The organism is Bacillus cereus group sp. BfR-BA-01381 (assembly GCF_022663555.1).
Taxonomy (GTDB): Bacteria; Bacillota; Bacilli; order Bacillales; family Bacillaceae_G; genus Bacillus_A; species Bacillus_A pacificus.
The window spans coordinates 1-22,922 of record NZ_JAKUFR010000077.1; the positions used below are offsets into that span (position 1 = coordinate 1).

A 22,922-nucleotide genomic window follows, 5' to 3' on the forward strand; every position below is an offset into this window, starting at 1 on the left:
TATAAGATGTTGAATGGAACAAAGGTAGATGTAACATTTATCGGGAAGGATCAAGATGGTAAAGAGTTAAAACTAGATTCTGGCCTTACATTATCAAAAAATAGTTATTGGAGATTTGAAAAACTAGAGGACAGTGTAACGAAAATTGTACTGACACCTGTCCTAACTTCTGGTGAAGAGGGAGGACAGAAAACGAATTATCGAAAAGTATTAACGGAAGAAGAGTTTGAAGTTGTGATAAAAGAGTAAAGAGAGGTATCGTGATGATACCTCTCTTTATCCTAAAAAGGCTAACATATTATTCAAAATATGAAGTAATATAGCTGGAATAATGGATTTTGTTTTTTTACATAAAATGGCCATAAATAGACCCATGATGAACATACTAAACATCACACCAGTTGAGTATATATGACCTATTCCGAAGAGGAAGCTAGACCCAAGCGCTGCAATCCAAAAGGAGACGCGCTGTTGTAGGAAGTGAAGAATAATACCGCGAACTATAAGTTCTTCAAAAATAGGTACAAGTATAGCGCCACCTATAAGCAATAACAGTTTGTATTGTTTTAACATTTCTAGGTCTAAAGCGGATGACTGTTCTTTTACCGCATCAGGAAAAATATTATTAATTATAAATATATCATTAACGATATGTAGTCCGTAAAAAAGGATTATATAGATGTATGTGCTTATTTTTTTTAATGCTGTAAAGTTTAGTGTTGGGACAATTAAATTTCTTAACGGTTTATATGCATAAATTAAAATTAACAAAATACACAATACAAATAAATGTCTTCCAAAAGTAGTAAGTGATTTTGCTAAAGCAATTTGTTTTGGATCGGTTAAACCGTCTGTATAAATAACGGTAGGAAGACCTATAAAGAGGTCAGCTAGAAATCCTGTTCCCCAAATCGCGAAAACGAGCGAAAATAGAAATTGTGAGAGTGACATAGGATGTTTTTGTGGGTAAGTTAGTTGCTTGGCTTGTATAATAGTGAATCACCTATCCTTTTATACTTTATAATTATATATAAAAATTATAGGATATTTATACAAAAAAGTCATCATTGTAATAAAAATGATATTTTGAGGCTAATATTTACAGACCGTAGTAATTTTACATTGATGTTCTGTGTAAACGGAAGAAGAGTTTGAAGTTATGATAAAAGAGGTATCGCGATGATACCTCTTTTTAACTCAAGAACGCCAACATATTATTCATAATATGAAATAACATAGCTGGAATAATGGATTTTGTTTTTTTACATAAAATAGCCATTAATAATCCCATGAAGAAAGTAATTACCATAACCCCAAGTGAGTATGTATGAGCGATACCGAAGAAGAAACTTGTTACGATGGCTGCGATCCAAAATGGAAAACGTTCTGAGAAGAAGCGAAGTATAAAACCACGGAAAATAAGTTCTTCAAAAATGGGTGTGAGTATGGCGAAGCTGAGAAGCAATAATATTTGATATTGCTTAAAGACGTCTAAGCTTAGTGCGGAAGATTGCTGCTTCGTTGCGTCTTGGAACACATAATTTAACAGTATGTAATTGAGTACGATGTTTATAACGAAGAAAAGAAGTAAATATACGTATGTGCGCCATTCTTTCAGTGCTTTAAAGTTAAAAGATTTTAGTAGTAATTTTTTTGCGGGTTCGAATTTAAAAATGAAGAATAACAATACGGCTAGTTGTAATACGGTACTTGCAGTATTGGCAATAGATTCATACAGGGCAATTTGTTTTTTATTTGTGAGACCAGCTGTATAAATTGTTAATGGCATTGCGAGGAACACAGTAATAAGTCCGGTTCCGAAAAAAGCGAATAAAACGGAGCTAATAAATTGTCCCCATGACATAGAGTATTTCTGTTCATTAGAAAGTTGTGTAGCGGGTTGCATTTGTAAAATCACCTCTTTATATTTGTATATTTAATTATAAACTGTCTTGTTATCGGGTGTAATATTTAAATATTACATATAAAGGTGTATTTTCCATAAAATAATAAAAGAGGTATCACCCTATAGTGATGCCTCTTTCTTATTGATAACTATGTTCGGCTTTGTTATTCGATTTTGATTGCTCTATTTGTAATTCACGCTCTACCAATCGGTCTAACTGTTGAATTGCTTTTAGTGCTTTTTCATAAGAAATTGTTCGATAATGATGCGCTCCGCCCGGTTCTTCATCTGCTTCGTCTGCCCATTTAATAATATTTTGAAGAGACGTTCTTTCAATTTCTTGTTCCACTAAGAAAGAATCTGTATGAAGAAGAATGGCGATAGAAATTTCTTTTGCTAGTTTAGGGTGCTCTCCTAATCTAATAAGCAATTTATGAGCTCTTTCTGCTCCTTTAATTGCGTGTATATCATTCTTTTTATATAAATCATAGTCCCATTCGCCGCCTGTGTACCACGTATGATGTCCGATATCATGAAGGAAACCAGCCTTTGTAGCAGCATCGACTGAGGCGTGATGCTTTTTAGCTAAGTGGAACGCATGGTAAGCGACAGCGATCGCATGGACCATCCCAGAACGATTTACGTATTTTTGTGTAATATGGTGTTTAAAAATTTGTTCAAGCGTAATACGGTGCATAAAACATTCACTCCTTTTATCCCGCTTTAACGGGCAGTAAGATTCCTAATTCAAAATTCAGCGAATACGAGGAAGTTAGGTGAGGAATCAACTGCCCGTAAAAGCCCGATTGGTTCAACTAATAATTAGTGGGGATGAACACCCCTCCCCACTAATTAAAGTTTCACTTTATCTAATGGTGTATATGAAGAAAAATCGATCGGTTTAAATGTATTTTGAACATTGTACTCCATCATAGTTCGTTAGTAAAGTAGAAATGTTTAGGAGAAGAAAAAAATTTTTTCGCAAAAAAATCACCTTAGCTTATGCAAAGGTGATTTTCAAATTGCTTATTTTTTTAATCCTTGTTCTAGTGTTTCTAACATTTCGTGCTTTTCATTTTCATCGGCGTTTTTCCAAATGACTTCAAATAAAACACCAAGACCTGGAAGCATTTTTTCTTCACCGCTTTGAATTGCATCGACAATTGTTTCTTGTAATTGGTCTTGTGTATTACCAGATACATTTGCTAATACAGCACCGCGTAAATTAAAACTCATTGTTTTCACCTCTTCTTCAGAATTGAAACTGACGTTAGTTTTTGTTCTTTTTTATGTAAATATGTATGAAAAATAGGCTATAATGATAAGACAAGAAGAGAGGGAAATACATATTATGAAAAACATTGATTCAGTACAAAATCCGCGTGTGAAGCAGTGGAAAAAGCTGCAAACGAAAAAAGAGCGCGATAAAAAAGGTTTATTTTTTGTAGAAGGATTCCACTTAGTGGAGGAAGCTTTAAAAGCAGGAGTTGTAACAGAACTTATCGTTTCAGATCAGACAGACCTTCCGAAAGATTGGACAGTTAATGATGTAGAAATGTATATCGTACCGGAAGCAATCGTAAAAGTACTTCGTGAAACAGAGACGACGCAAGGTGTATTTGCTGTCTGTGAAAAGCATGAGAAAGAAGTAGCTCTTGCTGATGGAAAGTTTCTTTTACTAGATGGCCTGCAAGACCCAGGTAACTTAGGGACGATTATTCGTACAGCTGATGCAGCTGGCATTCATGCCGTTGTGCTTGGAGAAGGTTGTGTTGATGTTTATAATAGTAAAGTACTCCGTTCTACACAAGGCTCTATTTTCCACTTACCAATTGTAAAAGGGAACTTAGAAGAATGGGTAGACAAGTTAAAAGAAAATAACGTTCCTGTATATGGAACAGCTCTTGAAAATGGAGTTCCGTACGGGGAAGTAACACCAGCTGGTAGTTTTGCATTAATTGTAGGAAATGAAGGAAACGGCGTACGTCAAGAAATTCTTGCGAAAACGGATCAAAACTTGTATATTCCGATTTACGGCGGGGCAGAATCATTAAATGTTGCAGTTGCAGCAGGGATTTTAACGTATTATTTGCAAAGCCCGGTTGCGAACAAATAAAAAACTTCTTATAATAAGTTGAAGTACATTATATTAAAAGTTAAATAACGAAAAACGTTGATAGAGAAGAGTAGCTTACAAAATCGCCATATAGGGAGAGAATGCCGTAGACTGAAAGCATTCTTATGGTAGACGGAAGTGAATTCACCTCTGGAGTTGACGCCAGGACCATGTATATGTAAAGGCGTTCCGGTCAGAATTGATCGTTATAACTAATGAGTGGGCAGACATGTTCTGTCAATTTAGGGTGGTACCGCGAATTTACCTCGTCCCTTTTGGGGAGCGAGGTTTTTTTATTTTTAAAATTAGGAGGGTTCCAAATGGAAGCACGTTTAAAAGAGCTAAAGCAAAAAGCGTTAGAGCTTATTGAAGAAGCGAAAGAGCTAAAAGGCTTAAACGACGTACGCGTAGCGTATTTAGGAAAAAAAGGTCCAATTACAGAAGTATTACGCGGCATGGGAAAATTATCAGCAGAAGAGCGTCCACGTATGGGAGCATTAGTAAATGAAGTACGTGAAGCGATTCAAACGCGTCTAGACGACAAAATCAGCAACTTAGAAAAAGCAGTAATTGAAGCGAAATTAGCAACTGAAACAATTGATGTTACATTGCCAGGTCGTCCTGTTGAAACAGGTTGTCACCACCCGTTAACAGCTGTTGTTGAACAAATTGAAGATGTATTCATCGGTATGGGTTATGAAGTAGCGGAAGGAACAGAAGTAGAAAAAGACTACTACAACTTCGAAGCATTAAACTTACCGAAAGATCACCCAGCACGTGATATGCAAGATACATTCTACATTACAGAAGAAACGTTACTACGTACACATACATCTTCTGTGCAAGCACGTACGATGGAAAATAATAAAGAAAAAGGCCCAATTAAAATTATTTGTCCTGGTAAAGTGTATCGCCGCGATGACGATGATGCGACTCATTCACATCAGTTCATGCAAATTGAAGGTCTTGTAATTGATAAAAATATTCGTATGAGTGACTTAAAAGGTACACTGCAAGTATTCGTGAAAAAGATGTTCGGTGAAGATCGTGAAATCCGTCTTCGTCCAAGTTTCTTCCCATTCACAGAGCCATCTGTAGAGATGGATATTTCTTGTATGATGTGTCACGGCAAAGGTTGCGGCACTTGTAAAGGAACTGGTTGGATTGAAATTTTAGGCGCAGGTATGGTTCACCCAAACGTACTTGAAATGGCTGGTTATGATTCAAAAGAATATCAAGGTTTCGCATTCGGTATGGGCGCAGAGCGTATCGCAATGTTGAAATACGGCGTAGATGACATTCGTCATTTCTATACAAATGATGTACGTTTCTTACAACAATTCAAACGAGCGTAAGGGAAGGAGAGGATAAGTATGTTCGTATCATATCGTTGGTTACAAGAGTATGTAGATATTAAAGATGTAACGGCACAAGAACTAGCAGACAAAATCACGAAAAGTGGTATTGAAGTAGAAGGCGTTGAAGTATTAAATAAAGGTGTAAAAGGTGTTGTAGTTGGTCACGTATTAGAATGTGAAAAACACCCAGAAGCTGATAAGTTAAGCAAATGCTTAATCGATATCGGTGAAGAAGAACCGGTTCAAATTATTTGTGGTGCTGCTAACATTGCAAAAGGTTTAAAAGTACCAGTTGCAAAAGTTGGCGCTGTACTTCCTGGTAATTTCAAAATCAAAAAAGCAAAACTACGTGGTGAAGCTTCTCACGGTATGGTTTGTGCTCTTCAAGAGCTTGGCATTGATGGAAAGTTAGTTTCAAAAGAATATGCAGATGGTATCTTCATCTTCCCAAGTGACGCTGAAGTTGGTGCAGATGCACTTGAAATTTTAAACTTACATGATGAAGTACTTGAGCTTGGTTTAACACCAAACCGTGCAGATTGCTTAAACATGTTAGGTGTTGCATATGAAGTAGCTGCTATTTATGGCCGTGAAGTAAAACTTCCAGCTATCGACTTACAAGAAACAGCAGAAAAAACTGCTGATTACATTTCTGTAAGTGTAGAAGCGAAAGAAGAAAACCCATTATACATTGCAAAAATGGTAAAGAACGTAAAAATTGGTCCGTCACCAATGTGGATGCAAACTCGCCTTATGGCAGCTGGCATTCGTCCAATTAGCAACGTAGTTGATATTACAAACTACATTTTAATGGAATACGGTCAACCGTTACATGCATTCGATTACGATAAATTAGGTTCAAAAGAAATCGTTGTTCGTCTTGCAAAAGAAGGCGAAAAAATTGAAACGTTAGATGATCAAGAGCGTACATTACAAAGCCACCACCTTGTCATTACAAACGGAACAAAAGCTTTAGCTGTTGCTGGTGTAATGGGCGGAGCGGATTCTGAAGTTACAAATGAGACAGTAAACGTTCTAATTGAGTCTGCATACTTTGCGGGTCAAACAGTGCGCCGTACATCAAAAGACTTAGGTCTTCGCAGTGAATCAAGTGCGCGTTTCGAAAAAGGAATCGACCCAACACGTACATTTGAAGCAATTCAACACGCAGCTGCTTTAATGGCGAAATACGCTGGCGGTGAAGCACTTGAAGGTGTAGTAGAAGCTGATAACTTACAAGTACAAGAGCGTACAGTATCTGTTACTGCTGAAAAAGTAAACCGTGTATTAGGTACAAATATTTCTGCAAGTGAAATGGGTACAATGTTCACAAACTTAAAATTCCCATTCACAGAAGTAGAAGGAACATTCCACGTGAATGTACCAGCACGTCGTCCTGATATTACAATTTCAGAAGACTTAGTAGAAGAAGTGGGCCGTCTATACGGTTATGACCACATTCCAGTTACATTACCTTCTGGAACAATGACTCGTGGTAAATTAACATCAGCACAAACGAAACGTCGTAAAGTACGTCGCTTCTTAGAAGGTGCTGGTTTATATGAAGCAATCACGTATTCATTAACAAGCACTGACAAAGCGAAACAATATATGGTTGAGCCAAACGAAAAAGCGCCTGTAGCTCTTGCACTTCCAATGAGTGAAGAACGTAGCCAACTTCGTTTAAGCTTAGTACCACAATTGTTAGAAGCAGTTTCATACAATGTCGCTCGTAAAAACGACAGTGTTGCTTTATACGAAGTAGGTTCTATCTTCTTACCGACAGAAGAAGGAGAACTTCCGAAAGAAGAACAACATCTTGCAGGTGTTATGACAGGTCTTGCTCTTCACCATGCATGGCAAGGTGAGAAAAAAGTAGTAGACTTCTTCGTTATGAAAGGTGTACTAGAAGGACTATTCGACATACTTGGTGTTTCAAACCAAATCACATATGCACCAGCAAAACGTGAAGGTATGCACCCAGGTCGTACGGCTGACATCGTATTAGATGGCGAAGTAATTGGTTTCATCGGTCAATTGCACCCAGAAGCAGAAAAACAATTAGATGTGAAAAATACATTCGTATTTGAACTATCTCTTGTAAAAGTATTCGGTGCAGACGCAGAAGAAACTTACTACTCAGCGATTCCACGTTTCCCATCCATGACACGTGATATGGCTGTTGTTGTAACGAAAGAAACAAAAGCTGGCGAAATGAAGCAAGTTATTGCTGAAGCTGGTGGAGAACTTCTGAAAGACGTAACACTATTTGACTTATACGAAGGTGAAAAAATGGAAGAAGGCAAGAAGTCACTTGCATTCTCTATGACTTACTTCGATCCAGAACGTACGTTAACAGACGAAGAAGTAACAGAAGCACATAACCGTGTATTAACAGCGGTAGAAGAGAAATTTGGTGCGGAGTTACGTAAGTAATTTTTAAATAAAAAAGGTTGAGTACCCTTTAATGGATACTCAACCTTTTTTATTTTTAATTACATTGTGCCTGTTTTTATTTCTGTAAAAACTTCGGTAGCAACCGTTAAAATGGTATTTAATGCTACAGGAAATCCGGCATATATAATCATCTGCATCATTACTTCAATGATTTCTTCTTCTGTCCATCCGACGTTTAAAGCTCCGGTTATATAAAATTTCAGTTGTTCAGTATTGCCTAAAGCTGTTAATCCAGCAACGGTCGCAAGTAATCGGGATTTCAAGTCGAGACCTGGTCTGGCAAAAATTTGACCGTAGTTAAATTCTACAGCTAATGTTCCTAAATCAGGTGCAACAGAATCTGCAAGGTTATTTACGATCTTTTGGTAATGTTCAGGAGCGATTTTTGCTAAAATTTTCATTCCTTTTTCATAATTCACACTAGGATTTTTCATTACATACATCTTCCTTTCTAGTATAGTGAGGCACCTTTATAAATGAGATTAGTGTAATACTTATCATGGAAATTCCAAGAATGCATACTCCGGTCCACTGCCATTTGCTCCAGACGAGTAGCCCGAAGTATGAGCCTATAGACCCACCGAGAAATGTTGCGACCATGTATATGCCGTTCAAACTACTTCGTTTCTCAGGATTTAATTGGAAAAGGTGTGCTTGACAAGCTACTTGATTTGCTTGAGTGCCAGCTGTAAGTAAAAGAGCCCCTACAATAAGTCCTGGTAACCAGTACCCTGAAAATAAAAATAGTAAAAAAGAAAAAAATGAAATAGACGTACATAAAGCGTTCGCAAATATGGCTCCTTTTTTATCTATAATGCGTCCAATAATAGGTGTTGCAAATGCTCCTGCTATTCCTACTAAACCGATTAATCCAACAGTAGAGCTTCCGTAATGATAAGGACGTGTGGTTAATAAGAAAATAAGTGTAGTCCAAAAAACACTGAAAGCTCCAAATACCATCCCTTGACTTAAACAAGCTTTTCGTAACATTTTCTCTTGCAACAAGAGTGGGATGAAAGAAGAGAGAAGCTTTTTATATTGCATGTGATGAGGCTTATCTCCTTTAGGGAAATATATTTTCACTAATAACATAAGAATGAAAGTACTTATGAAAAAAATCCCATAAACAGTTCGCCATCCGAAGTGAATATCAATGAATCCGCTAATTAATCGAGCTCCTAAAATGCCGCAAACTAGACCGATAGATACATTGCCTAAAATTTGACCCCTATTTCGATCAGTGGCGTATTGAGAGACGAAAGGGATTACAATCTGGGGAATGATTGTAACAAATCCAAGAATAAAATTAGCTCCAATTAGCCAAGTCATATCTGTTGAGAAAGCGGCTAAAGCTAAGTTAATACAAATGAGAGACAATAAAATTAAAATTAATTTTTTTCTCTCAAGTATATCCCCTAAAGGAACTATGAAGAGATTTCCTAGTGCATATCCGACTTGGGTTACAGTAGCGACAATACCGATTCTAGTTTCTGAAACATGAAAAGTATGGGCTACACTTACTAAAAGAGTTTGATTTATATACACGTTTGCTACTGTAAAACCACATATTACCGCCATAAATAAAACAAATCGCTGTGTTAGTTCAAAAGAATGTGTTTCTATATTTTTTATTATCATAAAATTCACCTCCTTTACTTATTAAGATAAAGGTAGGTTTATAATGAAAATAGGAGTGTATTTATACTGGTATAAAAACTACCACTAATAAAGGGGAATATTATATGTTAAGCGATGTAGATAGAAGGAAGGAACTAGCAGATTTTTTGAAAAGCCGCCGCGCTAGGTTGACTCCTGAGCAATTTAATTTACCAATTGGTCAGCGAAGAAAAACAAAAGGATTAAGACGAGAAGAAGTTGCACAATTAGCGGGAATTGGATTGACATGGTATACATGGTTAGAACAAGGGCGTGATATCCAAGTTTCTCAAGAAGTTATAGAGTCAATTTCTCGTGTATTTCGGTTGGAGGGAGAAGAAAGAAATCATTTGATTTTATTGGCAAATCTTTCACTATCTTCTCAAATAAGGAAGCCGATTGCTGGACATATAAATGGGGTTTTAGAGGGATTACTAGATCAATTACAATTTTGTCCTGCTTATGTAATTGATGAAAAACTTAACATTGTTCATTGGAATAAGGCTGCCAGCGTTGTATTTGGTGATTTTGGTGAAATGGATGAGAGAAATCGAAATGCGGTATGGCGTTGTTTTACATCAAAAGAATACCGTAAACTATTTGAAAACTGGGAAAATCATGCACAGCGTTTAATTGCACAGTTCCGCGCTACATATACACAATTTATTGGGGACGAGTGGTTTAAAAATGTGATTGAGGAACTTACGGAAAGAAGTAGTGAATTTCGTATGTGGTGGTCAAATCATGAAGTGCAAGGAACACCTATTGGTCGGAAAGTACTTTTACATCCTGCCGTAGGAACGTTAGTTATGGATCATGTTACACTCCAGGTTTATGATGCACCTGAATTAAAGCTTACAATTTATCAGCCACGTACAGAGGAAGATACAGAAATGAAGATGAAAGAATTATTAAAAGTGAATTAGAATAATACGGTAGAGAATTAGTTTCTCATGGAAATCGTTTAAATATATGTTGTTAAAAAAAGAAAAATACTGATATATTTTCCGACATCTTGCATCTTTCTCTCGAATGTAGTACATTAATTTTAGTTTAACAAAATGAAAGACGATGATAAGGAAAAGTAGTATATACTATAATCCAAAGCGAGTCAGGGACGGTGAAAGCCTGATGAGGAGGTATATGTGAAGAACACCTTGGAGTTGCTAACCGAAATTGAATCTTGTATTCAAGAGTAGACTTAGACGGGAATCCGGCCTGTTACAAACCGGGAAGTATGTATTACATACGAGTTAAAGTTGGTCTTTATGACAAATTGGGTGGTACCGCGAAGTTTAACCTTTCGTCCCTTTATGGATGAAAGGTTTTTTTGTATTTAAATATATCAGCAAAGGAGAATTTCACTATGGAAAACACATTAGTAAAAAGTCTGTATAGAGATACAGATAAATACGCAGGTCAAACAGTACAAGTATCAGGGTGGATTCGTAACTTACGTGATTCAAAAGCATTTGGTTTCATCGAATTAAACGACGGTAGCTTCTTCAAAAGCGTTCAAATCGTTTTCGATACAGAATTAGATAACTTCAAAGAAATTGCAAAACTTCCACTTAGCTCTTCAGTTAAAGTGGAAGGTAAAGTAATTGCAACGCCTGGAGCGAAACAACCATTTGAAATTAAAGCAGAAAAAATCGATATCGAGGGCTTATCAGATTCTGATTACCCACTTCAAAAGAAACGTCATACGTTTGAATACTTACGTACAATCGCTCACTTACGTCCAAGAACAAATGCATTCTCTGCAACGTTCCGCGTACGTTCTATCGCAGCGTTTGCGATTCACCAATTCTTCCAAGAGCGTGGATTCGTACATGTTCATACACCTATCATCACTGGTAGTGATACAGAAGGTGCTGGCGAAATGTTCCGCGTAACAACGCAAGATTTAAACAACGTTCCAAAAGGTGAAGACGGACAAGTTGATGAATCAAAAGACTTCTTCGGCAAAGAAACAAACTTAACAGTAAGTGGACAGCTGAACGCTGAAGCTTATGCATTAGCATTCCGTGATGTATACACATTCGGACCTACATTCCGTGCAGAAAACTCAAACACAACTCGTCACGCTGCTGAGTTCTGGATGGTTGAGCCTGAGATTGCATTCGCTGAACTAGGTGACGTAATGAACCTTACAGAAGATATGCTGAAATATGCAATGAAATACGTATTAGAGCATGCACCAGAAGAAATGGAATTCTTCAACAGCTTCGTTGATAAAACAGTTCTAGAGCGCATGAACAACGTAATCAACTCTGACTTCGGTCGTATCACTTATACAGAAGCAATTAAAGTACTTCAAGAATCAGGTGCTGACTTCAAATACCCAGTAGAATGGGGAATTGACTTACAAACAGAGCACGAAAGATACTTATCAGAAGAAATCTTCAAACGCCCTGTATTCGTAACTGACTATCCGAAAGACATTAAAGCATTCTACATGCGCTTAAATGACGACGGTAAAACAGTGGCTGCTACTGACCTTCTAGTTCCTGGCATCGGCGAATTAATCGGCGGAAGTCAACGTGAAGAAAGAATGGACGTTTTAGTAGACAGAATTAAAGAATTAGGTATGAACGAAGAGGACTACTGGTGGTACTTAGAACTTAGAAAATACGGCGGTACAAAACACGCTGGATTCGGTCTAGGTTTCGAGCGCTTCCTAATGTACATCACTGGCATGGCTAACATCCGTGACGTAATTCCATTCCCAAGAACTCCAGGTTCTTCTGAATTCTAAAATATGAAAAAAGCGAGAGGATTTCCTCTCGCTTTTTATTTTGTATAGTTTATTCTCCCGTAGCAAAAAGTAACGCGAAGGGGTGAATATAAATGAGTAAAAAAGTGAAAAAAGATCATTCAAGATCGGGCCTAGGTTCTCCAGAAGTAGAAGGACAAGGAACGACGACACATGAAACAGGTTCTCATAAAGTACCTTCATCAAATAAGAAGCAAAAACGAAGCTAACATAAAAAAGGAGGGTCTTGGCGACTCTCCTTTTTTATATATTACATCTTCTTATCGTTAATTTCTTTTGTAATGTTATCCACATCTTTGTCTAATCGATCTAAATAGAAAAACCACAGTAAGCTCATGAACACGTAATAGATTGCCATCACGCCAAGATTATCAGATATATTTTGAAATGTAGATTTAGTAGTGAAAAAAGCTCCCCAAATGGTAGAAATAGTGAGGTAAGAAAGAGGACCTACGATGTGTACGAAAGCATATAATACCTTTTTTACTTTTACAGCGTTCATATGAAAAACCTCCTTTTTCTAATCATACATTCAAGTTCCTCACAGAAGTGTTGCAGTTTTGCTGGATTATGTATTAACAAGCGGGCATCGTGTTTCCCGATAAATCTTCGAATCCGAAAGTTTAATAAGAAAGACCGGCCGTAACGCTCTATTAAATCGTTGAACTCTGTTTTCTCACTGAGCAGCTGAATGTTTTCTCTAATTTCAAACTGTCTTTCGTGTGGATCGCCTAGTAAAATATTTAGAATCATTTGTAGAAGTAGCAATGGGAATCTCCTCCTATGTTAGAATAATCTGTATATTATAATTATAACAAAACTATAAGGACAATAGTAGGGTGAAACAAAAAACAGGAGTTTGTAGGCTCCTGTTTTTGTCGATACTATTTTAATAAGCGAAACGCCTTCTCTGTATTAGCAAAATGCAGTTTCACAAACTCAGGTAATCGCTCTTTACCAAGCTTTTGAATTAATTTAGCAGCGGCGATATCAACTTGTTTACCAGCACCCTTTGGAAGCGGCATACCAGCTTTTTTACTTAGTTCGTCAAACTGTTTTACGAATGAGTAACGAGCTAAAATGGAAGCAGCGGCTACTGCTAAATGTACACTTTCACCTTTCGTCGCGAAATAAACATTTTCACGCTGTACCTGTTTTTGTTTAGCTAAATATTTGTAGTATGTATCAGGTTGTGTAAATTGGTCGATTAAGACGCCTTCAGGTTTTGTAGGTGCAATTTTAGCTAATAAGTTTGTAATAGCTTTATTATGTAGTAAAGCTTTTAACTTACCTTGGTTGTTTCCTTTATCAAATAGCTCGTTATATTTTTCGTTATGAAGGACGAGAGAGCTGTAAGGAACAACGTGAAGAAGTTGTTTCGCAATGGCAGTAATTTGGTCGTCATTTAAGTTTTTAGAGTCTTTTACACCAAGCTCTTTTAGTAGTGGGATTTGCTTTGCATCCACATATACAGCAACTACTGTCATCGGTCCGAAGAAATCACCAGTACCCACTTCATCTGACCCTACGATTGACATTGTACCGATGGAAGCAGGCGGTGCATAACGGTGTGAATCGACAGATTTTTTTACAGCTGTTTTTGGAGTTTGGGAGACAGTTTGCCAACGGGCAGCTTCTGCTTCAGCACGTCCACCTTGGAACATTACTTTTCCGGATTTATACGCTGTAATGGTGCACGACGGCACTTTTGCCATGAAGATTCCGCCTTGCGGAGTTTTCGGGCTAAGCGAATGTTTATATTGTTGTTTCATGTCTTCAATTACTGTAGAACTTGTTTGAATTACGATAGAATTTGACATAATGTTCGCCCCTTTTTTTATATTGTTATTTTTATCATATCGGATTGTTCTTTCTGTTTCCATATTATGAAGGTTCATGGTATGATAAACTTTAGGATTCTGTACGTGATTGGAGGCCGGTGAGTTGTCACAACAAAAGGGAAAGAAAAGTCGAATTAATGTAGAAATCTATGGTCAGCAATATTCAGTTGTTGGCGATGAAAGTACAAGTCATATCCGCATGGTAGCAGCGATTGTGGATGATAAAATGCGCGAACTCAATGCCAAGAATCCTTCGCTTGACACGAGTAGACTAGCGGTATTGACGGCGGTAAACGTCATACACGATTACATAAAATTAAAAGAAGAACATGAGAAATTGAAAGAAAGTATGACAAAAAAAGGAATGGAATAACATGATTGATATTATTATCATTTTACTGCTTGTTATGGGATTTTTCCTCGGCTTACGCAGAGGGTTTATTCTGCAACTTGTAAAGTTAACAAGCTTTATTATCGCATACCTTGTTGCATACTGGTACTGTAAAGATTTAGCGCCAGCACTTGCGAAATTTATTCCGTATCCATTTGATAAAAACGTATCTGTTCCAGAATGGATTGATGCAAATAATATTGAGACAGTATTTTATCAAGCGCTTGCGTTTATCATATTGTTTATTATCACAAAAATTGCACTTTCATTACTTGGTAATTTGTTAAATATGTTTGCAGAAATACCGGTTTTAAAGCAAGTAAATGCGTTTGCGGGGGCAATCCTCGGGTTTTTAGAAGTATATATTATTTTGTTTGTCTTAATTATCATTGGGAACATTCTTCCGATTGAACAATTACAAACACCATTACAACAATCATCAATTAGCAAAATAATTGTAGACGATACACCGATTCTCTCTGAAAAGGTGAAGGAACTATGGCAGACAGGTAGCAGAGTATAACTTCTCTTTTTTCGGAAAGAGAAGTTTTTTTCTATGAAAGAAAGGCGGGACAATGATGAAAGTAAATAAAAAACAAGTGATTAAATTATTAGAGACAATCGGGCTTTTTATGGAACTAAAGGGCGCGAATCCATTTAAAATATCTGCATTTCGTAAAGCGGCAGCAGCATTAGAAAGTGATGATCGTAGTCTTTCTGAGATTGAAGATTTCACGAAGATTCCGGGCATTGGAAAAGGAACAGCGGCAGTTATTCAAGAATATATAGAATCGGGAACATCTGAAGTATTACAAGAGCTTGAACAAGAAGTGCCAAGTAGCTTATTACCTTTATTAAAATTGCCGGGCCTTGGTGGTAAAAAGGTAGCTAAGTTATATAAAGAACTTGGTGTTGTTGATATGGAATCGCTAAAAGCGGTTTGTGAGGAAAATAAAGTACAAGCTTTAGCTGGTTTCGGTAAGAAGACAGAAGAGAAAATATTAGAAGCAATCGATCAAGTAGGATCTCGTCCGGAGCGTTTACCAATCGCGATGGTATTGCCTATTGCCGGGGAAATAGAGGAGAAATTGTCGAATATTGCTGAGGTAATTCGTTTCTCGCGCGCTGGCAGTTTGCGCCGCGTTCGTGAAACAGTGAAAGATTTAGACTTTATCATTGCAACGAAAGAACCAGCTGTAGTACGTGAGCATTTACTACAATTTGATAATATGATTGAAGTAATCGCGAGCGGGGATACGAAAGTTTCTGTTCGTCTTCAATATGAATATGATATTTCAATTGATTTCCGTTTAGTAAAACCAGAAGAGTTTATTACAACTCTTCACCATTTCACAGGATCAAAAGACCATAACGTAAAAATGCGTCAAATTGCAAAAGATAAAGGCGAGAAAATTAGCGAGTACGGTGTAGAGAACTTGGAAACAGGTGAAGTGAAAACATTCGAGACGGAAGAAGAATTCTTTGCTCATTTCGGTCTTCCATTTATCCCGCCAGAAGTGCGTGAAGATGGAAAAGAAATTGAATTAATTAAAGAGTATCCAAACTTAATTCAGTTCTCTGATGTACAAGGTGATTTACATATGCATACAACATGGAGTGACGGTGCTTTTTCTATTGAAGAGATGGTACAAGCGTGCCGTGCTCGTGGATATAAGTTTATGGCAATTACTGATCACTCACAATACTTGAAAGTAGCGAACGGTTTAACGAAAGAGCGCCTTCGTGAACAAGCGAAAGAAATTGAACGTATGAACGAAAAGTATCCAGACATTACAATTTTACGCGGGATTGAAATGGACATTTTACCGGATGCTTCGCTTGATTTTGATGATGAAGTATTAGCAGAATTAGATTATGTCATTGGAGCAATTCACTCGAGCTTCTCACAAGACCGTGAAACGATTATGAAACGTCTTCGTGTGGCGCTAGAGAATAAGCATGTCACAATGATTGCTCATCCGACAGGACGTCTTCTTGGACGCCGTGAGGGTTATGATGTAGATACAGACTTATTAATCGAACTCGCAAAAGAAACAAATACAGTTTTAGAATTAAATGCAAATCCAAACCGTCTAGATTTAAGCGCGAAATTATTAAAACAAGCACAAGATGCTGGTGTAAAAGTAGCGATTAATACGGATGCTCATACACTTGAAATGTTAGAAGATATGGAAACAGGTGTAGCGGCAGCGCGTAAAGGTTGGATCCAAAAAGATAACGTGATTAACACGTGGGATATTGAACGTTTATTAGACTATATTAAACGTAATAAGTAACACAAGGGGGACCTGCAACATGTTAGAAAGAACGTTGCGTGTATTAGAATACAATAAAGTAAAAGAACAATTACTTGAACATACAGCATCTTCACTTGGTCGTGACAAAGTGAAGCATTTAGTGCCGAGCACTGATTTTGAAGAAATTGTAGAAATGCAAGATACAACGGATGAAGCAGCGAAAGTCATTCGTTTAAAAGGTAGTGCACCATTAGGCGGTATTACGGATATTCGCTCAAATGTAAAGCGTGCAAAGATTGGAAGTATGTTAAGCCCAAATGAACTACTTGATATTGCGAATACGATGTATGGTAGTCGCAATATGAAACGTTTCATTGAAGATATGATTGATAATGGTGTCGAGCTTCCCATTTTAGAAACTCATGTCGCTCAAATTGTATCTTTATATGATTTAGAAAAGAAAATCACAAATTGTATCGGTGATGGCGGGGAAGTAGTCGATAGTGCAAGTGATAAACTGCGTGGTATTCGTACTCAAATTCGTACTGCGGAAAGCCGTATTCGTGAAAAGTTAGAAAACATGACGCGTTCTTCAAACGCGCAAAAGATGCTGTCTGACTCGATTGTAACGATTCGTAATGAACGTTACGTAATCCCAGTAAAACAAGAATATCGCGGCGTATATGGCGGTATTGTTCACGATCAGTCAGCTTCTGGACAAACGTTATTTATTGAACCGCAAGTCATTGTAGAATTAAATAACGCGCTTCAAGAAGCACGTGTGAAAGAAAAACAAGAAATCGAACGCATCTTATTGATGTTAACAGAAGAAGTGGCAGTAGAAGCCGATATCGTTTTATCAAATGTAGAAGTAGTTGCAAATCTTGATTTCATCTTTGCGAAAGCTTTTTATGCGAAGCGAATTAAAGCAACGAAACCGATTGTAAATAACGAGCGTTATATGGATTTAAGACAAGCTCGTCATCCGCTAATCGATCCAGAAATTATTGTGCCAAATAATATTATGTTAGGGAAAGATTTCACGACAATTGTTATTACAGGACCGAATACAGGTGGTAAAACAGTTACGCTGAAAACAGTTGGTATTTGTGTGTTAATGGCACAATCTGGTCTTCACATTCCAGTAATGGATGAGTCAGAGATTTGTGTATTCAAAAATATCTTTGCTGATATCGGTGATGAGCAATCGATTGAACAAAGTTTAAGTACGTTCTCCTCACATATGGTGAACATTGTTGATATTTTAGAAAAAGCTGATTTCGAAAGCTTAGTTTTATTCGATGAATTAGGTGCTGGAACAGACCCGCAAGAAGGGGCTGCACTAGCCATTTCCATTTTAGATGAAGTATGTAATCGTGGTGCTCGCGTTGTTGCTACGACGCATTATCCAGAATTAAAAGCATACGGATACAACCGTGAGCAAGTTATTAATGCGAGCGTTGAGTTTGACGTAAACACGTTAAGCCCAACGTATAAATTATTAATCGGTGTACCAGGACGTAGTAATGCCTTTGAAATTTCGAAACGCCTTGGATTATCTGATCGCGTCATTGATCAAGCGCGTAACCACATTAGTACAGATACAAACAAAATTGAAAATATGATTGCGAAGTTAGAAGAAAGTCAAAAGAACGCAGAGCGTGATTGGAACGAAGCAGAAGCGCTTCGCAAGCAATCTGAAAAACTGCATCGCGAATTACAACGTCAAATTATTGAATTTAACGAAGAACGTGATGAACGATTATTAAAAGCGCAAAAAGAAGGAGAAGAAAAAGTCGAAGCTGCAAAGAAAGAAGCAGAAGGCATTATTCAAGAACTTCGTCAATTGCGCAAAGCACAGCTTGCAAACGTGAAAGATCACGAGCTAATTGAAGCGAAGAGCCGTCTAGAAGGCGCAGCGCCAGAGCTTGTGAAGAAACAAAAGGTAAACGTGAAAAATACTGCGCCGAAACAACAGTTACGCGCGGGAGATGAAGTAAAAGTATTAACGTTCGGTCAAAAAGGTCAATTACTTGAAAAAGTAAGCGATACGGAGTGGAGCGTACAAATCGGTATTCTGAAGATGAAAGTAAAAGAGTCTAACATGGAATACATTAACACACCGAAGCAAACAGAGAAAAAAGCAGTTGCAACAGTAAAAGGTAGAGACTATCACGTTTCATTAGAACTTGACCTTCGTGGTGAACGATTTGAAAATGCAATGGCGCGCGTTGAGAAATACTTAGATGATGCCCAGCTTGCAAGCTATCCTCGCGTATCAATCATTCATGGTAAAGGAACAGGAGCACTTCGCCAAGGTGTACAAGATTACTTGAAGAAGCATCGCGGTGTGAAAACATTCCGTTACGGTGATATGGGCGAGGGAGGCCTAGGCGTAACAGTTGTTGAATTAAAATAGAAAACAACGAAACAAAGGGGAAACCATTATATGTTTATGGACAAACTTGCAAAAGTATTGTTAGCTTGTTGCGGAATATTTTTGGTGATTGGGGTTATTTATTTAGTTGTTTTTGCGAAGTAAACGAGCGTCAATCGTGGCATAATGATATTGCCATAGATTGACGCTTTTAATATATATGAAAAGGAATAAGCTATGAAAATCAACCAATACATAAGCGAAGCAAAATCTTGCTCAAGACGTGAAACAGATCGCCTTATTAAAGCTGGACGTGTGGCGATTAACGGCGAAATATGTACGCACGGTGCACTCGTGGGCGATGGTGATGTTGTAACGATTGATGGGCAGGTTATTGCAAAAGAAGAGAAAGAAAAGGTGTATATCGCCTTTCATAAGCCAGTTGGTATTACTTGTACAGCAGCTGATCATATTGAGGATAATATTATTGATTATATTAATTACCCTGAGCGTATCTTTCCTGTTGGAAGATTAGATAAAGCGTCAGAAGGCCTTATCTTATTAACGAATGACGGCGGCATTGCGAATCAAATTTTACACGGTGATCATGAGCATGAGAAAGAATATGTTGTCACAGTCGATAAACCTTTTACAGATTGGTTTATTGATGAGATGTCCAGCGGTGTAAAGATTAAAGATGGGATGACGAAGCCGTGTAAAGTGACGAGGGTTGATCAGTCTACATTTCGAATCGTTTTAACGCAAGGAATGAACAGACAGATTCGTAGAATGAGTCGGGCTTTCGGGTTTACTGTAACAAAGTTAAAGAGAGAACGCATTATGAATATAGAGCTAGACGATCTTGAAGTGGGAAAATGGCGAAACATTACAGATGGGGAATTAGAAATATTAATAGGACAGCTATAGGGAGGAAAAATTTTCTCCCTATATTTTTTTGTCAGAAAAAATAAAACTATTGATTTTTTAAAAAATAGCCCATATAATAAAAAACAACAAGTTTCGACAAGATATTTTATAAAAGTAATGATGAGGACATGAGTTGTATTTTACGATTCTCAGAGAGGGAAGCCTTAGGCTGTGAGCTTCCTAATACGAAAAGACAAGCTTACCACCTCTAAACTTCAAGAGTGAACTGCATACATGATGCATTGTAATTCTTGGCGGATAAAACCGTTATCAATTTACACGAGCTATAAAATGAGCTTATTTCGTTATAAATTCATTTTATTAGAATAAGGGTGGAACCACGATTTCAACACTCGTCCCTTTGTTAGGGACGGGTGTTTTTTGCGTTCTTTTACGGGGAAGTATGCTTGAAAGAGGATATGTGACGGAATTTAATTCAGAATATTTTGTTAATTCGTGATTATTATGTAGGAGGTCAGTAGAAATGAAATCATCTTTAAAGTTTTCTGAGATGTTTGCAATAAGTTTAATGTTATTTGCACTATTTTTTGGTGCGGGTAATATGATTTTTCCACCAGCATTAGGACAAGGCGCTGGAACAGATGTATGGATCGCGCTATTTGGTTTTGTCGTAACAGGCGTTGGATTGCCTTTATTAGGAGTTATCGTTATAGCTTTAAAGGGAGATATTAATGAGCTAGCAGGACGTGTACACCCTATATTCGCACTAGTTTTTATTACTGCAATTTATTTATGTTTAGGCGTATTCGTAAGTGTGCCGCGTACAGGAACGGTTGCTTATGAAATGAGTGTTGCACCATTTTTACCAAGTGAGATAGCTGGTCAATCGTATCCACTTGTTATCTTTACATTTATTTTCTTTGCTGTAACTTTCTATTTAGCTTTAAACCCATCAAAATTAGTGGGCCGCATCGGTAAAGTATTAACTCCGATTTTATTAGCTGTTATTGCAATTATTGTAGTGAAAGCAATTATTACACCAATTGGAGAATTTGGTGCACCGACAGAAGCATATAATGCTCCGCTCTTTAAAGGTTTTATTGATGGATATTTAACTTTAGATGGACTTGCAGCACTTGTTTTCGGAAATGTTGTTATTAATGCTTTAAAAGCAAAAGGTGTTACAAATAAGAACAGCATTGCAAAAGTAACAATCTTTGCAGGATTTATTGCAGCGCTCGGTTTACTACTTGTTTATTTAGCACTTGCTTATCTGGGAGCTTCTAGTGTGTCTCTTGGAATGGGAGCAAACGGAGGAATTATTTTAACAAACGTTGTAAATCATTTATTTGGTAGTTACGGAACTTTATTATTAGGGATCGCAATTACAGCGGCATGTTTAACAACTTCTGTAGGTATTGTTGCAGCTTGTGGAGAATATTTCTCTTCTTTATTACCAAAACTTTCTTATCAAAAGGTTGTTTTCATTTTCTGCGTATTAGCATTTATGGTAGCGAATCTTGGATTAACTCAGTTAAATGCATTAGCATTACCAATTTTAATTGCAATTTACCCAATTGGTATCGTACTGATTGTATTATCACTTGTTGAAAACTATATTCGCCTTCCTTTAGTCATGTATGTAGGTGGTATTGTAGGAGCATTCATGATCAGCTTCTTTGATGGATTGCACAATGCAAATCTTCAAATTGCGGCATTAGCACCTATTTTGAATAAAATTCCATTATATAGTGTAGGGATTGGTTGGTTCGTTCCTGCTCTAGTAGGAATTGCAATTGGATATGTCATTTCTTTGTTTCAAAAGCAAGAAGTTGCTGTAGAAAAATAGTGAAAAGAGGCTTTCTTTCATAGGAAGCCTCTTTTTTTGTAGAAAAAGCCGCATATAGAGAAATTTAGATATTTAAAATTTTATACGTAATATAGTTGACAAAAAAATTATGAGTAGGCTAAGATTGACTTAGTTGTGGAAATATTGGAAGGAAAGTGAGGAGTGAAAGATATAAGGTTTTCTATAACGATATCATTTTTGTAAATAGAGGTGATAGAGTAGGAGAATGGGTAGTTTTATTTTTTTTTGAGTTTTATTGAGAATGATAATCAACAGGATAAATAAGAACTTATGTTAAAATGTGAATCGCTCTTTATAAGGAATAAGGAGGGATATTATTTTTAACATGTAGTGAGAATGATAATCAATAATATCTAAATTACATAAATAAATTACAAGTAAATAATGGTAGAGGATTATTATTTTTTTCTTATAAATTGAGAATAATTATCATTTTCAAAAAGGTATGGATGATGGATGAACAAGGAGGAAGTAAGCCAAATGAGAAAGATTTCTGTATTACCCGCTTTTATTATAACGTTCGTATGTATGCTAGCTTTTCTTGTCATGCCATATGGGAAAGTTTCAGCACAACTAGCTGACGGTACTTACGATATTAATTACGTAATTCAAAAAGCAGAAAATGATTCAGCTTCAATGGCAAATGATTATTTTGAAAAGCCAGCAAAATTAATAGTAAAAAACGGTGAGATGAGAGTACAAGTTCCGATGAATCATAGTGCTTGGATTACAGAATTTAAAGCACCTGAGAACGGGAGTTTTGTTGATGCAAAAGTTGTTAGTAAAGACGAATCGGCAGATAAAAGAACAGTAGAGTTTAAGGTAGATGACTTATCTAAGCCGGCAGCTGTAAAAATTCATGTTGTTGTACCAAGTGCAAACTATGACCACCACTATACAATTCGTTTTGCGTTTGATGCAAATGTAAAAGCTGTAGGTGGTGATAACGGCGTGACTGCTGCAATAAAAAATAATGATCAAGCGAAAACAGATACACAAGTAAAAGAAGAGAAAACAAAAGTAGAGAG

The 22,922-nt window shown here is 36.9% G+C and carries 22 protein-coding genes, 1 pseudogene and 3 other annotated features; of the genes and pseudogenes, 14 read left to right on the forward strand and 9 right to left on the reverse strand.

From position 1 onward, the window contains the following. Positions 1–249, forward strand: a pseudogene (locus MR079_RS21710) (DUF4179 domain-containing protein); the annotation flags it as partial. Between the two features lie 27 nt (positions 250–276). Here the strand turns inward: MR079_RS21710 and MR079_RS21715 are convergent. The 4 genes from MR079_RS21715 to sspI form a co-directional block, all read right to left on the reverse strand. Further along, positions 277–951 carry a CPBP family intramembrane glutamic endopeptidase gene (locus tag MR079_RS21715; protein WP_139866467.1) on the reverse strand — a complete coding sequence of 225 codons (675 nt, stop codon included), beginning with the start codon at positions 949–951 and terminating at the stop codon, positions 277–279. A gap of 241 nt (positions 952–1,192) precedes the next feature. After that, positions 1,193–1,906, reverse strand: a complete 714-nt coding sequence (locus MR079_RS21720; protein ID WP_242294608.1) for a CPBP family intramembrane glutamic endopeptidase — start codon at positions 1,904–1,906, stop codon at positions 1,193–1,195. Positions 1,907–2,045: 139 nt separating this feature from the next. Beyond that, complete coding sequence (locus MR079_RS21725; protein ID WP_000554788.1) at positions 2,046–2,603, reverse strand: HD domain-containing protein; 558 nt, start codon at positions 2,601–2,603, stop codon at positions 2,046–2,048. 329 nt (positions 2,604–2,932) lie between these two features. Further along, complete coding sequence (sspI, locus tag MR079_RS21735) at positions 2,933–3,142, reverse strand: small acid-soluble spore protein SspI (RefSeq protein ID WP_000009513.1); 210 nt, start codon at positions 3,140–3,142, stop codon at positions 2,933–2,935. 82 nt (positions 3,143–3,224) lie between these two features. Between sspI and MR079_RS21740 the strand changes: the two genes are divergently transcribed. From MR079_RS21740 to pheT, 3 genes are all read left to right on the forward strand, one after another. After that, on the forward strand, positions 3,225–4,022 hold the full coding sequence (locus tag MR079_RS21740) for a TrmH family RNA methyltransferase (protein ID WP_041184144.1): 798 nt from the start codon (positions 3,225–3,227) through the stop codon (positions 4,020–4,022). A gap of 48 nt (positions 4,023–4,070) precedes the next feature. Continuing rightward, positions 4,071–4,299, forward strand: a binding site (T-box leader). A 43-nt stretch (positions 4,300–4,342) separates the two neighbouring features. Further along, on the forward strand, positions 4,343–5,377 hold the full coding sequence (gene pheS / locus MR079_RS21745; RefSeq protein WP_000388219.1) for a phenylalanine--tRNA ligase subunit alpha: 1,035 nt from the start codon (positions 4,343–4,345) through the stop codon (positions 5,375–5,377). A gap of 18 nt (positions 5,378–5,395) precedes the next feature. Beyond that, positions 5,396–7,816, forward strand: a complete 2,421-nt coding sequence (gene pheT, locus MR079_RS21750; protein ID WP_139866469.1) for a phenylalanine--tRNA ligase subunit beta — start codon at positions 5,396–5,398, stop codon at positions 7,814–7,816. A gap of 59 nt (positions 7,817–7,875) precedes the next feature. Here pheT and MR079_RS21755 read toward each other — a convergent pair whose 3' ends face one another. Together MR079_RS21755 and MR079_RS21760 are read right to left on the reverse strand one after the other, a co-directional pair. Then, positions 7,876–8,271: a carboxymuconolactone decarboxylase family protein gene (locus tag MR079_RS21755; RefSeq protein ID WP_242294609.1), complete on the reverse strand. Its 396-nt coding sequence runs from the start codon at positions 8,269–8,271 to the stop codon at positions 7,876–7,878. Beyond that, entirely contained in the window at positions 8,258–9,475 is a 1,218-nt protein-coding gene (locus MR079_RS21760) for an MFS transporter (RefSeq protein WP_242294610.1), read from the reverse strand. Before MR079_RS21760 ends, MR079_RS21755 begins: the two co-directional genes overlap by 14 nt. A gap of 104 nt (positions 9,476–9,579) precedes the next feature. On the opposite strand from MR079_RS21760, the gene MR079_RS21765 reads away from it, so the two are divergent. From MR079_RS21765 to MR079_RS21775, 3 genes are all read left to right on the forward strand, one after another. Next, entirely contained in the window at positions 9,580–10,419 is an 840-nt protein-coding gene (locus MR079_RS21765) for a helix-turn-helix transcriptional regulator (RefSeq protein WP_139866471.1), read from the forward strand. A gap of 136 nt (positions 10,420–10,555) precedes the next feature. After that, positions 10,556–10,807, forward strand: a binding site (T-box leader). Between the two features lie 52 nt (positions 10,808–10,859). Beyond that, complete coding sequence (gene asnS / locus MR079_RS21770) at positions 10,860–12,251, forward strand: asparagine--tRNA ligase (protein WP_000432163.1); 1,392 nt, start codon at positions 10,860–10,862, stop codon at positions 12,249–12,251. Positions 12,252–12,343: 92 nt separating this feature from the next. Next, the gene (locus MR079_RS21775; RefSeq protein WP_000039588.1) at positions 12,344–12,478 is read left to right on the forward strand and encodes a YuzL family protein; all 135 of its coding nucleotides are present in this window, start codon (positions 12,344–12,346) and stop codon (positions 12,476–12,478) included. Positions 12,479–12,519: 41 nt separating this feature from the next. Here MR079_RS21775 and MR079_RS21780 read toward each other — a convergent pair whose 3' ends face one another. The 3 genes from MR079_RS21780 to rnhC form a co-directional block, all read right to left on the reverse strand. Further along, positions 12,520–12,771, reverse strand: a complete 252-nt coding sequence (locus MR079_RS21780) for a hypothetical protein (RefSeq protein WP_139866472.1) — start codon at positions 12,769–12,771, stop codon at positions 12,520–12,522. Next, positions 12,768–13,037, reverse strand: coding sequence for a hypothetical protein (locus MR079_RS21785; RefSeq protein ID WP_139866473.1), 270 nt, complete (start codon positions 13,035–13,037; stop codon positions 12,768–12,770). The genes MR079_RS21780 and MR079_RS21785 overlap by 4 nt, the downstream gene beginning before the upstream one ends. A 116-nt stretch (positions 13,038–13,153) precedes the next feature. Next, complete coding sequence (rnhC, locus tag MR079_RS21790) at positions 13,154–14,089, reverse strand: ribonuclease HIII (RefSeq protein WP_139866474.1); 936 nt, start codon at positions 14,087–14,089, stop codon at positions 13,154–13,156. A gap of 124 nt (positions 14,090–14,213) precedes the next feature. Between rnhC and zapA the strand changes: the two genes are divergently transcribed. The 7 genes from zapA to isdC form a co-directional block, all read left to right on the forward strand. After that, positions 14,214–14,483 (forward strand): cell division protein ZapA, encoded by a 270-nt coding sequence (zapA, locus tag MR079_RS21795; protein ID WP_000082701.1) that lies wholly within the window; start codon positions 14,214–14,216, stop codon positions 14,481–14,483. 1 nt (position 14,484) lies between these two features. Next, entirely contained in the window at positions 14,485–15,024 is a 540-nt protein-coding gene (locus tag MR079_RS21800; protein ID WP_000565408.1) for a CvpA family protein, read from the forward strand. Positions 15,025–15,079: 55 nt separating this feature from the next. After that, positions 15,080–16,798, forward strand: coding sequence for a DNA polymerase/3'-5' exonuclease PolX (polX, locus tag MR079_RS21805; protein WP_242294611.1), 1,719 nt, complete (start codon positions 15,080–15,082; stop codon positions 16,796–16,798). A gap of 19 nt (positions 16,799–16,817) precedes the next feature. Beyond that, positions 16,818–19,178, forward strand: coding sequence for an endonuclease MutS2 (locus MR079_RS21810; RefSeq protein ID WP_139866476.1), 2,361 nt, complete (start codon positions 16,818–16,820; stop codon positions 19,176–19,178). Between the two features lie 195 nt (positions 19,179–19,373). Further along, positions 19,374–20,063, forward strand: a complete 690-nt coding sequence (locus MR079_RS21815) for a 23S rRNA pseudouridine(2604) synthase RluF (RefSeq protein WP_139866477.1) — start codon at positions 19,374–19,376, stop codon at positions 20,061–20,063. Between the two features lie 108 nt (positions 20,064–20,171). Beyond that, positions 20,172–20,427, forward strand: a binding site (T-box leader). Between the two features lie 120 nt (positions 20,428–20,547). Beyond that, positions 20,548–21,873: a branched-chain amino acid transport system II carrier protein BrnQ6 gene (gene brnQ6 / locus MR079_RS21820; RefSeq protein WP_139866478.1), complete on the forward strand. Its 1,326-nt coding sequence runs from the start codon at positions 20,548–20,550 to the stop codon at positions 21,871–21,873. Between the two features lie 501 nt (positions 21,874–22,374). Continuing rightward, on the forward strand, positions 22,375–22,922 hold a 548-nt coding region (gene isdC / locus MR079_RS21825), incomplete at its 3' end, for a heme uptake protein IsdC (RefSeq protein ID WP_242294612.1).

Bases quoted from the DNA above. Each gene is read 5' to 3' on its own strand.
- MR079_RS21755 (WP_242294609.1), bottom strand. From the start codon at position 8,271: ATGAAAAATCCTAGTGTGAATTATGAAAAAGGAATGAAAATTTTAGCA.
- pheS (WP_000388219.1), top strand. From the start codon at position 4,343: ATGGAAGCACGTTTAAAAGAGCTAAAGCAAAAAGCGTTAGAGCTTATT.
- MR079_RS21775 (WP_000039588.1), top strand. From the start codon at position 12,344: ATGAGTAAAAAAGTGAAAAAAGATCATTCAAGATCGGGCCTAGGTTCT.
- polX (WP_242294611.1), top strand. From the start codon at position 15,080: ATGAAAGTAAATAAAAAACAAGTGATTAAATTATTAGAGACAATCGGG.
- MR079_RS21815 (WP_139866477.1), top strand. From the start codon at position 19,374: ATGAAAATCAACCAATACATAAGCGAAGCAAAATCTTGCTCAAGACGT.
- MR079_RS21765 (WP_139866471.1), top strand. From the start codon at position 9,580: ATGTTAAGCGATGTAGATAGAAGGAAGGAACTAGCAGATTTTTTGAAA.
- brnQ6 (WP_139866478.1), top strand. From the start codon at position 20,548: ATGAAATCATCTTTAAAGTTTTCTGAGATGTTTGCAATAAGTTTAATG.
- MR079_RS21760 (WP_242294610.1), bottom strand. From the start codon at position 9,475: ATGATAATAAAAAATATAGAAACACATTCTTTTGAACTAACACAGCGA.
- MR079_RS21740 (WP_041184144.1), top strand. From the start codon at position 3,225: ATGATAAGACAAGAAGAGAGGGAAATACATATTATGAAAAACATTGAT.
- MR079_RS21715 (WP_139866467.1), bottom strand. From the start codon at position 951: ATGTCACTCTCACAATTTCTATTTTCGCTCGTTTTCGCGATTTGGGGA.
- MR079_RS21725 (WP_000554788.1), bottom strand. From the start codon at position 2,603: ATGCACCGTATTACGCTTGAACAAATTTTTAAACACCATATTACACAA.
- sspI (WP_000009513.1), bottom strand. From the start codon at position 3,142: ATGAGTTTTAATTTACGCGGTGCTGTATTAGCAAATGTATCTGGTAAT.
- asnS (WP_000432163.1), top strand. From the start codon at position 10,860: ATGGAAAACACATTAGTAAAAAGTCTGTATAGAGATACAGATAAATAC.
- MR079_RS21810 (WP_139866476.1), top strand. From the start codon at position 16,818: ATGTTAGAAAGAACGTTGCGTGTATTAGAATACAATAAAGTAAAAGAA.
- rnhC (WP_139866474.1), bottom strand. From the start codon at position 14,089: ATGTCAAATTCTATCGTAATTCAAACAAGTTCTACAGTAATTGAAGAC.
- MR079_RS21720 (WP_242294608.1), bottom strand. From the start codon at position 1,906: ATGCAACCCGCTACACAACTTTCTAATGAACAGAAATACTCTATGTCA.
- MR079_RS21800 (WP_000565408.1), top strand. From the start codon at position 14,485: ATGATTGATATTATTATCATTTTACTGCTTGTTATGGGATTTTTCCTC.
- MR079_RS21780 (WP_139866472.1), bottom strand. From the start codon at position 12,771: ATGAACGCTGTAAAAGTAAAAAAGGTATTATATGCTTTCGTACACATC.
- pheT (WP_139866469.1), top strand. From the start codon at position 5,396: ATGTTCGTATCATATCGTTGGTTACAAGAGTATGTAGATATTAAAGAT.